We start from the raw sequence: 14,394 nt of genomic DNA, 5'->3' as shown, positions 1-14,394 counted from the left end.
TCGGGTACCCGAGCAGCGACACGGTCCGACGGCCCGAGCACGCGCTGTACAACCGTCGAACGGTGTCATTAGAGTGACCTCGCCTGCCCGTCCGTGACGGGCGGAGGGGTCGTGGGGCAGTCGTTCGAGCCGGCAGACGAGGAAGCGGGAACACCATGCAGACAACGGATTCGACACGCCGAACGGCACGTCGACGTACGCGCAGCATGGTCGCGGGAGTCGCACTGGCCGCGGCCTGCGCCGTCGCCGCCCCGGCCGTCGCGTCGGCACAGCCGACACTGCCGATCCCCACCGATCCGCAGGTGGTCCCGGGCTACGAGGCGATCGCCGCCCTCGCCCCCACCCTGCTCGACGCCGCCGAGATCGACGCGGCGAACCCGCAGAACGAGATCCTCGCGCGGGCGAAGCAGCTGCTCGAGACCGCGCCGCTCTCCCCGGACGCCAAGCGGATCCTGACCTCGATCATCACCTTCCTCGACGGCAGTCGCGGCGGCGGTCCGGAAATCCCGCAGGACGGGCCGGTCATCGCCCAGTTCCTCTACCCCACGGTCGGACGCGGCTGCATCTCCCCCACGGCCGATTCCGTCGGCGCCGCACTGGCCGTGCCCGGTCCGGCCGATCTGCCGCCGCCCGGACCCGCCGCGGGCACCGCGGGCTTCGTCTTCACCGCCCTCGGCACCGCGCCGCTCGCCGATCGGCAGGCCGCCCCGCTGACCGCCAACTGGGTCAACGTCGACACCGGGAAGACCGGCGCGACCGTCCTGACCGGCGCCGCGAACATCAACCCCGACGGCCCCGCCACGCTGTCGGCCATCGCCGACACCGGGCGTGGACGCGTCCTGGCCGCGATCTCCGGATCGATCTCCACCGACGCCGGCATCACCTGCAGCTTCCTGCCCACCGTCGGCGCCTTCGTGGTGAACTGACGACGAGACCGGGAAACGACGGAAGACCGGTGGCCGAGTACGGCCACCGGTCTTCTCGTGTCCGGGGTCAGGACCCGAAGTACGCCGAGAACTGGGTGTAGAGCGCGCCGGCGATCGAGTACAGCACGTCGATGAACGTCATGAGAATGCCTCCAGGGTGCGAATCACGGTGGTTGCGATATCCGGTCCCGACGGGGTGTCGACGACCGGCGCCGCGGGAGCGGACGTGTCCGGGTCGGGCGCGGCGACGTCGCCGGCGAGCGACCACTGGCCGTAGTCGGCCTTCAGCACCGTGTTGACGTCGATGCCGACGCCCTCGAGACGGCGCTTGTCGATCTCGATCTGGTGCAGGTGCGCGGCGGGGTGCACGAAGCCCTTCGGGGTGCCCCAATTGTGTTGCCAGTACCAGGATCCCAGCCCGGCCGCGGCGGCCAGCGTGATGGTGGGGGCGTTGGCGTAGACCCCGGTGTTCTCCCGCCCGACGACGGCGTGCCAGCCGAGCAGGTAGGGGGCGATCATGGCGGCGAACTCGGCGGCCGTGGGGTTGTCGTCGATCGCGGCGTAGATCGGCCGATTCGCCGGTCCGCCTGCCGCCGTGTGCAGTTCGAGTCCGCGCGTGGCGTGGCGAACGCCGGCGTCGTAGCCGCCGCGCCAGTCGGCGGTGGTCCCCTTGCCGAACTGGTAGCAGGACACCACCTGCAGTCCCGCACCCGTGAGGGCGGTGGCCTCGGCGGCCGTCATCGGCTTGCCGGTCATCCACTCCGCGCCGGGGCGCCGGTCGGAGACGTAGCGGATGGCGCCGACGTGTCCCGCGGCGGCGATCGCCGCGGCCGACGGGACGCCCGCGGCGTAGTCGACGATGGTGCCGAGCCCGGGTTCGGCGGAGGCGACGGACGTGCCCGCCGCGCCGAGGCCGACGGCGACGCCGCCGACGGCGGCATACCGGAAGAGCTGTCGACGGGATACGTGCACGAGCACCTGCCTTCACGACGCGCCCGGCGCGCCTCCCCGCGTGGGCGACGTCGGACTGGTAGTTTTCTGCGTTTCGGTCACATCAGTGTCACCGAGTCGCAATCACACCACAGACACCTCGAGACCCGCCAGTCACTGGCGACTCTCGACGACCCGTTCCACGGCGTGTCGCAGGCGTGTCGCGTACGCGTCGGGATCGACGACGCCGACGCTCGTCGTCACCGAGAGGGTGACGGTGTCCCCGATACCGTGCACACCGTGCGTGAGTCCGACCGCCGGGGACAGGGCCGGAAAGCCCGCCGTCATCAGGACGGGGTGGCCACCCAGAACGAGATCGGCGGGCCCGCGCCGAACACTGGAGACGACGGTGTGCCCGCCGACCGTCGTCGGCCGGGCATCGAGATCGGCGCGTGCGACGTCGCGCCGGATCACGGCGGCCGGCACTGCCTCCGTCGCCCGGTCACCGAGGCCGAACGCCGGATGCTCGAACCGACGACGCCGGTCGTGCAGCGACGCCGCGATCGCGTCCGCGCGGCGCGCGAGGTCGCCGACGTCGGGGTGCAGATCGACCCCGGCGTTGTGGAACGCGTTGCGGGCGGGGACCGTTCGCGACGCGGGCGGGATCGCGACCGTGACCTCGGCGCCGAGGTCCGCGGGGACCTCCGCGCCCACGGCGGTGAGGTGGTCGGCGAGCGCCACCGAGATCGCGGTCAGCGCCGCGACGGTCACGCTGACCGATCCACCCGTCAGCACGTCGGCCGGGAACACCACGCATCGCACCGCGACCGCGCCGCGGGCCGGACGGGACAGGACGGTCGGGGTGCGTCCGATCGGGGGCGCCGGGAGCCGGCCCGACGCGGTCGCCTCGCGCCGATCGCGGTCGGCCGCGGCGGCGTCACGGGCGCGGCGGGCCGTCCGCACCACCCGGGCGGGCAGGCCGAGCACGCCGAGCGCGGCGGCGACCGGAGCGGACGGCGCTCCCGGTGGCGGCGCGGGAACCGGCGGGTCGGCGGCGAACAACGCCCGCGCGAGCATCGACGCCGACCCGCCGTCGGCGAGGGCGTGCGCCACCTGCAGCACCGCCACGGCCGCGAGGCCCGACGCGCCGGGGACGCCCGTGACCGCGGGAAACAGGTGCAGGCGCCACGGCGACACGGTGGCGTCCACCCGGTCGGCCGTCGACGCCGCGACCCGGTCGAGACATCCCTGCCAGTCCGCGGTGTCGTCCGACCGCACCAGGTCGGGGGTCGGCGACCGCGGCACCCAGTACGGGTAGTCGAGCGCGGCCGGCGTCTCCCGGATGCGCACGCACAGGTCCGCGACCGTCTCGGCACGGGCGAGCAGCCCCCGCGCGACGGCGGGCCCGTCGACGCCGCCGTCGAACGCGTACAACAGGAACTGATCGCTGGGCAGTCGACGCGAGAGCCAGAACATGCGCGCGTCGACCGCCGTGAGGCGCGCGCCGCTCAGTCGCGGCGGCACAGACAGAACAGGTGTCCCACCGGATCCTGCAGGACTCGGAAGCCGGGGTGCTCGTCGTCGTCGTCGTCGTCGATGGTGCGCGCCCCGCGAGCGACGGCGTACTCGGTGGCCGCGTCCATGTCGTCGACGATCAGGTCGAGGTGGATGCGGATTCCCTCGCGCGGCCAGTACAGGGGGACGAACTCGTCCGACTTCTGGAAGGCCAGTCCCTGCCCGCCGGACCCGCGGATCACCGCCCAGTCCGGGTCGTCCCGCTCGATCTCCCACCCCAGCAGCGCGACGTAGAACCGCGCCAACGCCTGCGTGTCCGGGCAGTCCAGGACCGTGTAGTCCATCTCGATCGTGGGGCGTGCCGCGGCGGAATCGGTGGAGTCAGCAGTCATGTCCGGATTCTAAGGACGGTCCGGGGTGTTCGGCGCGGCGCGGAGTGGTTCGGACTCGGTCCGGATTGGCGCCGTCCGCGGCCGGGGGTCGCCGGGCGTCGAGCACGATCCAGTCCGCGTCGGGACGCCACGGATCGAGCGCCCACGTCGAGAACCGTTGCACCGCGACGAACCCGACGGCCGCGAGGTCGCGGAGCGCGTCGTCCGGCGACCAGGCGCGGTCGGTCGCGAAGCCGGCGATCAGTCGACCACCCGGCCGCAACGCGTCGTACCAGCGCCGGAGCACCGTCGCTTCGGTGCCGGGAGCGAGGAAGACCAGGACGTTGCCCGCCGCGACGACGGCGTCGAAGGATTCCGATTCGAGCGGAACGGTGGTGAGGTCCCCCAGCACGACCTCGATTCCGGCCCGCGTCCGCGCCTCCGCGACCAGGACGGGGTCGAGGTCGATCCCCGTCACCCGGTGACCGCGCCGGGCGAGTTCGGCGGCGAGCCGACCGGTGCCGCACCCCGCGTCGAGAATGCGCGACCGCCGATCCACGGCCGCGTCGATCAGCCGGGCCTCACCGTGCAGGTCGGCGCCCGACCGCTCGAGCTCGCGGAACCGCTCGACGTAGGCGTGCGAGTCGGCCGCGGAGCGTTCCAGGCTCCACCGCGTCGGCGCGCTCATCGATCGAGATAGAAGCGCGCGGTCTCCGTGGCGACCGCCGCGACGGTGTCCGCGAGCGGACGATCGTCCGGCGTCAGTGTCGCCGCCACGGCGTCGGCCAACGCGGCGTCGCGCAACCCGTTCTCCCGCAGCAGTTCCCAGGCGCGCTCGACCAGCCGGACCGAATCGGCGTGCGTGAGGTCCGGCCGATGCGACCGCAACGCGGTCGCCGCCCAGTCGGGATCGAACGTCCCGCCGGGCGGCCCGAACACCCGCTCCCCGGTGCTGTACGGAACGGGATCCGGGTGCTGCTCGCGGCGCGCGTCGTGGTCCGTCACCTCGCCACGGTAACCCGCGTCAGGACGGCGTGGCCGTGTCCGACGGCGTTCTCGCGCCGGCCGACCAGGCGTAGGGCAGGTCCTCGCCGTTCAGAACGTGCGCCCCCACCGACCGCGCCTTGTACAGCACCGGGTTGTGCACGGAGATGGTCCGGGCGTTGCGCCAGTGACGATCGAACCCCGCGCGCTCGGACACGATCGACGCCCCACCGACCTCGAACAGCTGCGTCGTCGCGGTGAGCACCAGATCGACGACGGTGTTCTGGGCGTGCGCCGTCGACAGCTCGGCGCGGTCGAGCGCCTCGGCCCCGCTCTCCCCCGCACCCACCTCGACCGCCCGCGCGACGTCGGCCGCCGCCGCGAGCACGAGGGCCCGTGACGACCACGCGGCCGCCTCCAGGCGACCGATCAGCTGCTGCACCACCGGATCGTGGCGGGGCAGATCGGCGGCCGCGTGCGTGTAGCTCCGCGTGCGGCCGCGCACCCACTCGGCGACGTCGTCGGCGGCGCGTCGGGCGATTCCGGCGAGGACCGCGAGCTGCACCAACTGCAGGTAGGCCGTGGCGTAGGTGCGGCCGGGGCCGCCGTACCCCGGGCCGAGCAGGCGGTCGGCCGGCACCTCGACGTCGCTGAAGACGGTGGTCCCGCTGACGGTGAGCCGCTGACCGAACCCGTCCCAGTCGTCGCGTTGCGTGACACCCGGGGCGTCCGCGTCGACCAGGACCGACACTCGCTCCCCGTCCAGATCCGCCGCGACGAGGATGTGGTCGGAGTACAGGCTGCCGGTGCTGTAGAACTTCTCGCCGTTCAGCCGGAGGGTGCCGTCGTCCGCGCGTGTCACCGTGGTGCGGTAGCGGTCCACCGCACCCACGCCGGGTTCGGTGATGGCGTTGCCCACGAGGGTGCCGTCGGCCACGGCCCGCAGCCACCGCTCGCGCTCCGGGCTCGGGTCCGCGGCGAGCTGGTCCTCCACGAAGCTCCAGTGCACGCGCAGGGCCTGCGGCAGATTCGACTCGGCCGCCGCCAGGTCGACGAGCAGCGTGAACAGTTGCTCGACCGAGGCGCCGAGCCCCCCGAACTCGACCGGAACGCGCAGCGCGCCGAACCCGGCGTCGCGGAGCAGGGCGATCTCGTCGTGCGCCAGTCGGCGGTCGCGCTCGCGATCGAGAGCGCCGGCCGCGATGCGCTCGAACACGGGCCGGAACCGGGCGGCGAGGTCGGCGTCGGTCGGATGGGCTGCAGTGCGGATGTCGGTCACGGCCGACACCATGCCGCGTCGCCGTGGTCCGTCACAGCGTTGTGCTCGAGCCGATTCTTTGTCCGCGCCCGGGCTCTACGGTCCGAGCATGTCCACCATCGTCGACGTGCTCACTCGGCTCGGTCTGCCCGGGCGGGTGCCCGCGGACGTGCTCGCCGATCCGTACGCGGCCCTGCTGCCGACGCCCGTCACGTCCGACCCGTTCTTCGTCGACCCGGACGCGTCGGGGCCGGTCGACGCCCCGCCCGGCACCGTGCTGCGCAGCCGTGAGGTCACCGGCCGCGTTCCCCGGCCCCGCACCCGGCTACGGCAGTTCGCCGTGGCGTCCACCGACGCGCGAGGCCGACCGGTCACGGTGACCGCCTCGCTCATGGAACCCCGGCGCCCGTGGCGCGGCCCGGGCCCGCGTCCGGTCGTGGTGCACAACGTCGCCATCGACTCGCTGGGGCTGGCCGCGACGCCGTCGTACCGCCTGATGCACGGGGTCGGCCAGGACTTCCCGACGGTGGTGCCCCTCTGGCTCCAGCGCGGATACGCCGTGCTGATCGTCGACCACGAGGGACCACGGATGGCGTACGCGGAGGGCACGATGGCGGGCCACGCCGTGCTCGACGGATGGCGCGGTCTGCTGCGGATCGAGGAGGCGTACCGCGAGAGCCCCACCGTGATGTACGGCTACAGCGGCGGTGCGATCGCCACGGTGTGGGCCGCGCAACTGCAGCCGACCTACGCGCCGGAACTGCCCTCGGCGGGTGCGATCGCCGGTGGCACGCCGACGAACGTCGGTCTGCTGCGGGAGACGATGAACGGCACGCTCGCGTCCGGCCTCTACGGCGCGGCGGTGATCGGCATGGCCCGCGAACACGAGGACCTGGCGCACGAGTTCGGCCCGCTGGGCCTCTATCTCGCCACCCGCATCAAGGACCTGTCCGTGATCCCCCTCGCGCTCGGCGGGCTGGCGCGGCTGCCGCTCGAGGCGCTCGCGACCGATCCCGACGTCTTCGACTCACCCGTCGCCCGCGCGGTGATCGAGGCCAACACTCCCGGCACGGGGGCGCCGAGCGCACCGTTCGCGTTCTATCACGGGGCGTTGGACCGGTGGATTCCCGAACACGGCGTGCGCGCGTTGGCCGACACCTGGCGCGCGCAGGGCGCCGACGTCGAGGTGCGACGCGTCGTCGGCGATCACTTCGTCGGTGCAGTGTCCGCCCTGCCGTTCGTGCTCCGCTGGGTGGCGACGCGGTTCACCGAGGCGGTGATTCGCTGAACGGCCCGGTGAGCGTGTCGGTGATCCACCAGGCCGCGTAGGGCGGCATCCAGGACGACCCGGCGTCGTCGGGCTCGATGTCGTGCTGCGAGAGCACCTCTCGCGGGTCGGCGACCTGATGGGTGATCACGTGGTGCGGTACCGGCCGGTGCTCGCGGGTTACGTTGAACAGACCGAGGACGGTACCGCTCGCGTGGCGGCGCACGACCCCGAGGACGCCGTCGTCGAGGCCGGGGATCAGGTCCACCGGCGCCTCGGCGTGCAGCATGGGGAGCCCCGCGCGGGTGCGGACGAGATGGACGAGACCGGAATAGGCACGCTGCGCGTCCGAGCCCGGTTCGCGGCACGCAGCGCGGTCCGCGTCGGTGACGGCCGGGCGGTGAACCCACCGGTTGTCCGCGGCGTGCGCCGGGTCGTCGGCCCAGGCCGGGTCGCCCGGGGACGCCACCTCGTCGCCGCTCCAGATCACCGGGATGCCGCCCCAGATCGCGACGACGGCGTGCGCGAGGAACAGCCGCGCGAAGGCGCCGTCGGGGTCGCGGCGCGAGGGGCCGAGCCCGGTCAGCGCTGCCGTCGTGCCGCTGATCCGCCGATCGCCGGTATCCGGGTTGTGCTGGAAGACCAGCCCTTCCGCCGGCGACCCGGGGAAATCGCCCGAGTACCAGTCGGCGAGGAATCGCCGATGCCCGGCGCCGGTCAGACCCACCGCGGCGGCGTCGCCGTCGTCGATGGCCCACCCGATGTCGTCGTGGCACCGGACGTAGGTCACCCACGTTCCGCCGGGCGGCGTGGGCGGCAGGGCGCCGAGCGCGTGCTCGGCGAGGCGGGTGGACCCCGACGCCAGCATCGACCACACCTGCACCATGAGGCTGTTGTGGTACGCGATGTCCGACACGCGCCCCGTGTGCCGACCCTGCCCGAGATAGGGCATCAGCTCCCGCGGTCCGACGATGGCCTCGGCCTTGAACAGCACGGCGGGCGCGGCGAGGCGGGCGGTCGCCCGGAGCGCCTGCGTGATCGCGTGCACCTCCGGCTGGTTCTGGCAGTTGGTGCCGAGCCGCTTCCACAGGAACGCGATCGCGTCGAGCCGCAGCACCTCGACGCCGAGATTCGCCAGGTCGATCACGATCTCTGCGAACTCCACCAGCACCGCCGGATTGGCCCAGTTCAGGTCCCACTGCCAGGAATTGAACGTGGTCCAGACCCAGCCGTTCACGCCGTCGTCGTACGTGAAGTTGCCGGGTGCGAAATCCGGGAAGACCTCGGGGAGGGTGCGTTCGTAGGCGTCGGGCGTCGTGCGGTCGGGGTGGATCAGGAAGTAGTCGCGGTACTCGGCATCGCCGGCGCGGGCGCGTTCGGCCCAGTCGTGTTCGCGCGCCACGTGATTGAGCACCAGGTCGATCACCAGCGAGATGCCGCGACCCCGGAGGGTGGTCGCGAGCTCGCGAAGATCGTCGATCGTCCCGAGGTCCGCGCGCACGGCGCGATAGTCGCGGACGGCGTACCCGCCGTCGTTGTCTCCCGGTCGCGGGTCCAGCAGCGGCATGAGGTGCAGGTAGGTCACGCCCAGCTCGGTCAGATGATCGAGGCGCTCCCCCACCCCCGCCAGCGTCCCGCCGTAGCGGTCGGCGTAGCAGGCGTAGCCCACCATGTCCGGGCGGCGGAACCAGTCCGGGGTCAGGAGCCGACGTTCGTCGAGGGCGTGCAGGTCGTCGGGCCGTGCCGCGAATCCCGCGGCCGCCGTGGCCACCAATCGCGCCGCGACATCGTCCGGCGAGGCGTGGACGGCCGCCACGGCGTCGTGCAGATCGGGCCACCAGCGATCCAGTCGCAGCGCGAACGTGTCGCGGCGGTGGCGCGGAAGTGCGGCCAACGCGGCGTCGACGAGGTCGGAGATCGCATCCGGAACGGCGCTGCGCGTCATGCGCGGATTCTGTCACTGGTTTGGCCGTCGAGGCGGACGGGGTACTGCGACGCATGGTCAACTTCGGAGAGATCAAGCGCAAGCTCGACGCCAACGAGGACAAGGTCGAGAAGGGCCTGGACAAGCTGGGTGACGCGGCCAAGAAGAAGTTCGCCGGTCACGACTCGCAGATCGATCAGGGCCTCGATCGGGCCAAGGACGCCATCGGGGAGAAGAACTCCGAGCGACGCGATCCCCCGCCCGCCTAGTGGTGCCGCTGGGGGGACGTGTCGGGGGCGTTCTGGACACCGTGCTCGACCTCGCCGTCGTGCCGGGATACACCCGTGTCGGGTCGATGGTGCGCCGCCGGTTCTGGGCCGCCGACGCCACCCCGTTTCCCGCGCCGGTCGACGTGCTCGTCACCGGTGGCGGGTCGGGACTGGGCGCCGCCGCGGCCCGCCGACTGGCGGAGTTGGGCGCACGCGTGCACCTCGTCGGGCGGACCGAGCGACGTCTCGACGCCGCCGCCTCCGAGATCCGACACACGGTGCCGGGATCGAGCGTCGAGACGCACGTCTGCGATGTCAGCGACCTGGACGCCGTCGCGGAGTTCGGCACGTCGTTCGCCGCGCAGGTGACGTCCCTCCACGCACTGATCCACTGCGCCGGGGTCCTGCCACCGTCCCGCACCGAGTCGGAGCAGGGTCACGAAAGCGCCTACGCAACACACGTTCTCGGCCCGACCCTGCTCACGTACGCCGTGCGTCCGCTGTTCGACGCGGGGTCACGCGTGGTGTTCGTCTCGAGCGGCGGCATGTACGTCGTGCCGCTCACCAACCCCGATTTCGAGTACCGGCAGGGCCGCTTCTCGGGGACCACCGCCTACGCCCGCACCAAGCGGATGCAGGTGGTGATGGCGGGACTGCTCGCCGACCGATTCGACGGCCCCGACGATCCGGTGGTCCACAGCATGCATCCCGGATGGGCCGCGACACCGGGCGTGACCGATTCACTACCGCTGTTCGACACGGTCGTGCGGCCGCTGCTCCGAACGCCCGACGACGGTGCGGACACCATCGTGTGGCTCGCCGCCTCCGACACGGCCCTGTCGACGACGGGCGCCTTCTGGCACGACCGCGCGCCCCGGCCGACGCACTACCCGCCCTGGCGGCGCGACGATCCCGCGGTGCGCGCCGCACTCTGGCGCGACGTGGCATCGGCGACGGGGGTCGGCTGAGCGGTCGGTGTGCGTGCGGTCAGCGAGCGTGGCGAACGATGTTCACCACCGTGCCGTCGGGCGCCCGTACCAGGAAGCGCCGCACTCCCCATTCCTCGGTGGTGAGCGGATGCACGATGTCGAGACCGAGAGCCGTCACCTCCTCGTACGCCGCATCCACGTCCACGACGTGGACCGACACGGCCGGCACCGCGGGTGCGGTCGCGTCGGTCGACACCAGTTGGACGCTCGCACCGCTGTCCGGTGCGGTGAGGCGCGTGACCCAGCCCAGGTCGAACTCCACCTCGCTCAGGCCGAGCACGTCGCGATAGAACGGCGCCGCGGACGGGATGTCGGCGACGGTCAGGTTGGCGGTGATGCGAACGACCTCCACGATGACCTCCTCACACTCCGTGGGACGAGGATGTCACGGCGTTCTCGTGGTCGGCGGGGGTTCGTGCGTGCGTGTCATGGACCGTGTCGGTGGGTGCCGGTATACTCGAACATACGAGCGACTGGGGGGTCGGCAGCATGACGAGTGTGCAGGTGGGGACAGGTGCGACGCCTTGGGCTGCGCTCGATCACGCCGCCCTCGGCCTGCCCGCCACCACCGACCTCCCGTCCGCCCGAGCTCTGGACGCTCTGGTGCACACCGCAGCGGGGGTCGGCTACCTGAAGTGGTTCGAATACCAACTCGCCGCCGCCATGCACGCCGAACTGGTGGAACCGTTCGAGGACGAGGACCGGCGTGAGCTCGACGCGTTCACCCGCTGCGCCGCCTCCATCGCCACCACCCTCTCGATCACCCCATGGGCGGCGTCCACTCTGCTCACCGACGCCGTCGCGCTGCGGGATCGACTCCCCAGAGTCGCGCAATGCCTGCGGGACGGGGTGGTCACCCCCCATCACATCCGCACCATCGTCTCCCGCACCGAACTGATCGACGGGCAGTGCTACGCCGCCCTCGTCGACGCCGACATCGCCCGCGCCCTCCGCAAACCCGGATCGTGGTCGCCGGCGCGGATGGAGACCATGGTCGACAAGATGGTCCACCGCCGCGACCCCGACGCCGTCCGCGCCCGCCGAGAGGCGGCGAAGAAAAATCGAGAATTCACCGTCGACACCGGCCGCGACGGGATGGCCACCGCCACCGACACCAGACCGGCCGAGGACGTCGCCGCCCTCGCCGCGGCGGTGCGGCGGTTGGCGGGGCAGGTGTGCCCGCAGGACACCCGGTCGACGGCGGCGCGGGCGTCCGATGCGCATTACGCCCTGGTCACCCAAACGGAATTCGGGTGCGACTGCGACCGGCCGATCACCGACTGCCGCTACAAAACCGTCGACCTGCAGAAGTTCGCGGCGACCGCGCCGCGGATCGTGATCCACCTGGTCACCGACACCACCACCCTCCACGGCCCCGTCCCGGCACCGGAGGCCGAGCGGGTCTGCCGGTCACCCCAGCACCTACCTCAACCGAACGTGACTACCTCCTCGTCGGAGCCCGAAGCCGATCCCACCGCGAATCCGTCCGGAGCCGAGTTGGTTGCACCGAAACCCATTGCGACGGAATCGGTTGCGCGTGATCGGGTCGCAGCGGAAGCCGTAGCAACGGAATCGCTGACGCCGCACCACACCGACACCGACACCGAGGGACACGATTCCCACGGATTCGAGGAGCCCGTCGGCCTGGACTACGTCGACGGCGTCGGATTCCTCCCCGGCATCGGCATCATCTCCGGCGCCCACGTCCGCGACCTCGCCGCCGACCCCCGCACGGTAATCCGCCCGCTGGGGGACGGCACCGACACCCCACTGCCGGCGACGCAACCATCGGACCCCTACCGCCCGAGTGCGGCGCTCGATGCGTACATCCGTGCCCGGGACCTGTTCTGCACCTGGCCCGGCTGCAACCGACCCGCCCGGGACGCCGACCTCGACCACATCACCGAATACGACCACACCCACCCCGAGCGGGGCGGACAAACGTCCGCTACCGGATTGGGGGCGAAGTGCCGCTTCCACCACCTGCTGAAAACGTTCGGGGACTTCGTCGACGACCAGTACCCCGACCCCACCGACCCGAGCCGGTTGATCCGCACCGTCACCATTCCGGACGGGCGCACCGTGATGGGTCCGGCGTTCACCGGCCACGACGTCCACCCCGGACTCGACGCCATCGTCTTCGGCGACCCACCGAAACCGCCCTCGACACCGGCTCCGACCGAACGCCAACGCCCCGCCCCACGCACCGAACAGAAACACGCCCGCCGCCGACAGGAACGCAACCGCAACCGCCTCCGCAACGCGATGAAGCATCACCCGCCCGACGACACCCCACCCCCGTTCTGACCGGGGCGGTCAGGTCGCGGCGGGATGCACCATCGAGACGACCGTCGGGCCGTCGGGTACGAGTGTCGTCGCGGTGACACCGAAATCACACCGCTCGTACAGGCGGACGTTTCGCGGGTCCGAGGTGTCGAGTGCGACCGGAACCCCGGCCGGAACGGCGTCGAGCGCTGCCCGCACCAGGGAGGCACCGAGACCGCGCCCGCGGCGCCGTGGGTCCACGCCCAGGGTTTCGAGGGTCCACGCCCCGGTCGGAGGCGGCGGCGTCACCGCCCCGGCGACCGCGTCCAGCCGATCACCGTGCAGGGCCGCGACCTCGTCCTGCATCTCCGACGGCGGCTCCGGCGGATTCGGCGGGAGCAGCGCCACCACACCGGTGACGTCCGCGTCGGCCAGGACGATTCCGTGCTCACGCGCGTACTGCAGGTAGAGACGCTGCAGTCGGGTCAGCCGGTCCGTGTAGTCCTGCGCGGGCACGGCCCACCGCGTCCAGGGATAGTCCGCGAACGCGGCCGCGAGCAGCGCCGCGGCGTCATCCAGAGCAGCGGCCGGGAGCGGACGAAGAACGAATACGGTGGAACTCACGGTCCCAGTGTCCGACAGGAATAGTTCCTTTGACAACGAGGTTGAAGCTTCCATGAAGAAGATCGGGTTCCTCTCGTTCGGGCATTGGTCCGACTCGCCGCATTCGCAGACGCGGAGCGCAGCGGACGTCCTGCACCAGTCGATCGACCTCGCCGTCGCGGCCGAAGAGCTCGGCGCGGACGGCGCCTACTACCGGGTGCACCACTTCGCGAACCAGCTCGCGTCGCCGTTCCCACTGCTGGCTGCAGTGGGCGCCAAGACCAGCCGGATCGAGATCGGTACCGGCGTCATCGACATGCGGTACGAGAACCCGTTCTACATGGTCGAGGACGCGGGATCGGCGGACCTCATCGCGGGCGGCCGCCTGCAGCTGGGCGTCAGCCGGGGATCGCCCGAGCAGGTCGTCGAGGGCTACCGCTACTTCGGGTACGCCCCCGCGGAGGGCAAGGATCACGGCGACATGGCGCGCGATCACACCCGCATCTTCCTGGACCTGTTGGAGGGCAAGGGATTCGCCCAGCCGAACCCGTCGCCCATGTTTCCCAACCCGCCCGGCCTGTTGCGCCTCGAGCCGCATTCGGAAGGGCTCCGCCAGCGCATCTGGTGGGGTGCCGGAACGCGGGCGACCGCCGAGTGGACCGCCCAGCAGGGCATGAACCTCATGAGTTCGACGCTCCTGAGCGAGGACACGGGCGTGCCGTTCCACGAGTTGCAGGCCGAGCAGATCGAACGGTTCCGCAAGGCATGGTCCGACGCCGGTCACCCGTTCGAGCCGCGAGTGTCCGTCAGCCGCAGCATCTTTCCGATCGTGAACGAGATCGACCGCATGTACTTCGGCCGCGAGGGTGGCAGCGGCGATCAGGTGGGCTACCTCGACGGAGGCAAGGCTCGCTTCGGCAAGACCTACGCCGGTACCCCGGATCGCCTGATCGAGCAGCTCGCGCAGGACGAGGCGATCGCCGCCGCCGACACACTGCTGCTCACCGTCCCCAACCAGCTGGGGGTCGAGTACAACGCCCACCTGCTGGAGTCGATCCTGACGCACGTGGCGCCGGAGCTCGGCTGGCGGTGA

15 protein-coding genes are annotated in these 14,394 nt (G+C 71.8%); 6 read left to right on the top strand and 9 right to left on the bottom strand.

Translation table 11 applies throughout. The features are described from left to right. The first annotated feature begins 206 nt into the window (after nt 1–206). Nucleotides 207–926 (top strand): Rv1157c family protein, encoded by a 720-nt coding sequence (locus HQ603_RS02505; RefSeq protein ID WP_222682767.1) that lies wholly within the window; start codon nt 207–209, stop codon nt 924–926. A 138-nt stretch (nt 927–1,064) separates the two neighbouring features. Here HQ603_RS02505 and HQ603_RS02500 read toward each other — a convergent pair whose 3' ends face one another. The 6 genes from HQ603_RS02500 to HQ603_RS02475 all read right to left on the bottom strand — a co-directional run bounded on the left by HQ603_RS02500 (nt 1,065) and on the right by HQ603_RS02475 (nt 6,017). Beyond that, nucleotides 1,065–1,898 (bottom strand): DUF1906 domain-containing protein, encoded by an 834-nt coding sequence (locus HQ603_RS02500; protein ID WP_222682766.1) that lies wholly within the window; start codon nt 1,896–1,898, stop codon nt 1,065–1,067. A 132-nt stretch (nt 1,899–2,030) separates the two neighbouring features. Beyond that, nucleotides 2,031–3,380, bottom strand: a complete 1,350-nt coding sequence (locus HQ603_RS02495; protein ID WP_308126323.1) for a WS/DGAT domain-containing protein — start codon at nt 3,378–3,380, stop codon at nt 2,031–2,033. Then, entirely contained in the window at nt 3,365–3,763 is a 399-nt protein-coding gene (locus HQ603_RS02490) for a VOC family protein (protein WP_222682765.1), read from the bottom strand. Before HQ603_RS02490 ends, HQ603_RS02495 begins: the two co-directional genes overlap by 16 nt. Further along, complete coding sequence (locus HQ603_RS02485; RefSeq protein ID WP_222682764.1) at nt 3,753–4,430, bottom strand: class I SAM-dependent methyltransferase; 678 nt, start codon at nt 4,428–4,430, stop codon at nt 3,753–3,755. The genes HQ603_RS02490 and HQ603_RS02485 overlap by 11 nt, the downstream gene beginning before the upstream one ends. Further along, nucleotides 4,427–4,747 (bottom strand): hypothetical protein, encoded by a 321-nt coding sequence (locus HQ603_RS02480; RefSeq protein WP_222682763.1) that lies wholly within the window; start codon nt 4,745–4,747, stop codon nt 4,427–4,429. Before HQ603_RS02480 ends, HQ603_RS02485 begins: the two co-directional genes overlap by 4 nt. 19 nt (nt 4,748–4,766) lie before the next feature. After that, complete coding sequence (locus tag HQ603_RS02475) at nt 4,767–6,017, bottom strand: acyl-CoA dehydrogenase family protein (RefSeq protein ID WP_222682762.1); 1,251 nt, start codon at nt 6,015–6,017, stop codon at nt 4,767–4,769. Nucleotides 6,018–6,093: 76 nt separating this feature from the next. Here HQ603_RS02475 and HQ603_RS02470 point away from each other — a divergent pair, with 76 nt between their 5' ends. Next, nucleotides 6,094–7,272: a lipase family protein gene (locus tag HQ603_RS02470; protein WP_222682761.1), complete on the top strand. Its 1,179-nt coding sequence runs from the start codon at nt 6,094–6,096 to the stop codon at nt 7,270–7,272. On the opposite strand, the gene HQ603_RS02465 is transcribed toward HQ603_RS02470, so the two are convergent. After that, on the bottom strand, nt 7,250–9,196 hold the full coding sequence (locus HQ603_RS02465; RefSeq protein WP_222682760.1) for an alpha-amylase family protein: 1,947 nt from the start codon (nt 9,194–9,196) through the stop codon (nt 7,250–7,252). The two genes, HQ603_RS02470 and HQ603_RS02465, sit on opposite strands and share 23 nt — an antisense overlap. Before the next feature lie 20 nt (nt 9,197–9,216). Between HQ603_RS02465 and HQ603_RS02460 the strand changes: the two genes are divergently transcribed. Both HQ603_RS02460 and HQ603_RS02455 read left to right on the top strand, forming a co-directional pair. After that, nucleotides 9,217–9,444, top strand: a complete 228-nt coding sequence (locus HQ603_RS02460) for an antitoxin (protein WP_214503171.1) — start codon at nt 9,217–9,219, stop codon at nt 9,442–9,444. Between the two features lie 2 nt (nt 9,445–9,446). Next, entirely contained in the window at nt 9,447–10,412 is a 966-nt protein-coding gene (locus HQ603_RS02455; RefSeq protein WP_308126321.1) for an SDR family NAD(P)-dependent oxidoreductase, read from the top strand. Between the two features lie 19 nt (nt 10,413–10,431). On the opposite strand, the gene HQ603_RS02450 is transcribed toward HQ603_RS02455, so the two are convergent. After that, nucleotides 10,432–10,785 carry a VOC family protein gene (locus tag HQ603_RS02450; protein ID WP_222682759.1) on the bottom strand — a complete coding sequence of 118 codons (354 nt, stop codon included), beginning with the start codon at nt 10,783–10,785 and terminating at the stop codon, nt 10,432–10,434. 137 nt (nt 10,786–10,922) lie between these two features. Here HQ603_RS02450 and HQ603_RS02445 point away from each other — a divergent pair, with 137 nt between their 5' ends. After that, nucleotides 10,923–12,740: an HNH endonuclease signature motif containing protein gene (locus HQ603_RS02445; protein WP_222682758.1), complete on the top strand. Its 1,818-nt coding sequence runs from the start codon at nt 10,923–10,925 to the stop codon at nt 12,738–12,740. Nucleotides 12,741–12,749: 9 nt separating this feature from the next. Here HQ603_RS02445 and HQ603_RS02440 read toward each other — a convergent pair whose 3' ends face one another. Then, nucleotides 12,750–13,322, bottom strand: coding sequence for a GNAT family N-acetyltransferase (locus tag HQ603_RS02440; RefSeq protein WP_308126320.1), 573 nt, complete (start codon nt 13,320–13,322; stop codon nt 12,750–12,752). A 52-nt stretch (nt 13,323–13,374) separates the two neighbouring features. Between HQ603_RS02440 and HQ603_RS02435 the strand changes: the two genes are divergently transcribed. Next, complete coding sequence (locus HQ603_RS02435) at nt 13,375–14,394, top strand: LLM class flavin-dependent oxidoreductase (protein ID WP_222682756.1); 1,020 nt, start codon at nt 13,375–13,377, stop codon at nt 14,392–14,394.

This window comes from Rhodococcoides corynebacterioides (assembly GCF_019834675.1).
Classification (GTDB): domain Bacteria; phylum Actinomycetota; class Actinomycetes; order Mycobacteriales; family Mycobacteriaceae; genus Rhodococcoides; species Rhodococcoides corynebacterioides_A.
This window is presented reverse-complemented; position numbering and strand designations above follow the sequence as displayed.

Excerpts from the sequence above, each read along its gene's own strand:
- HQ603_RS02445 (WP_222682758.1), top strand. The coding sequence starts at position 10,923 with ATGACGAGTGTGCAGGTGGGGACAGGTGCGACGCCTTGGGCTGCGCTC.
- HQ603_RS02505 (WP_222682767.1), top strand. The coding sequence starts at position 207 with ATGGTCGCGGGAGTCGCACTGGCCGCGGCCTGCGCCGTCGCCGCCCCG.
- HQ603_RS02465 (WP_222682760.1), bottom strand. The coding sequence starts at position 9,196 with ATGACGCGCAGCGCCGTTCCGGATGCGATCTCCGACCTCGTCGACGCC.
- HQ603_RS02485 (WP_222682764.1), bottom strand. The coding sequence starts at position 4,430 with ATGAGCGCGCCGACGCGGTGGAGCCTGGAACGCTCCGCGGCCGACTCG.
- HQ603_RS02490 (WP_222682765.1), bottom strand. The coding sequence starts at position 3,763 with ATGACTGCTGACTCCACCGATTCCGCCGCGGCACGCCCCACGATCGAG.
- HQ603_RS02470 (WP_222682761.1), top strand. The coding sequence starts at position 6,094 with ATGTCCACCATCGTCGACGTGCTCACTCGGCTCGGTCTGCCCGGGCGG.
- HQ603_RS02475 (WP_222682762.1), bottom strand. The coding sequence starts at position 6,017 with ATGGTGTCGGCCGTGACCGACATCCGCACTGCAGCCCATCCGACCGAC.
- HQ603_RS02435 (WP_222682756.1), top strand. The coding sequence starts at position 13,375 with ATGAAGAAGATCGGGTTCCTCTCGTTCGGGCATTGGTCCGACTCGCCG.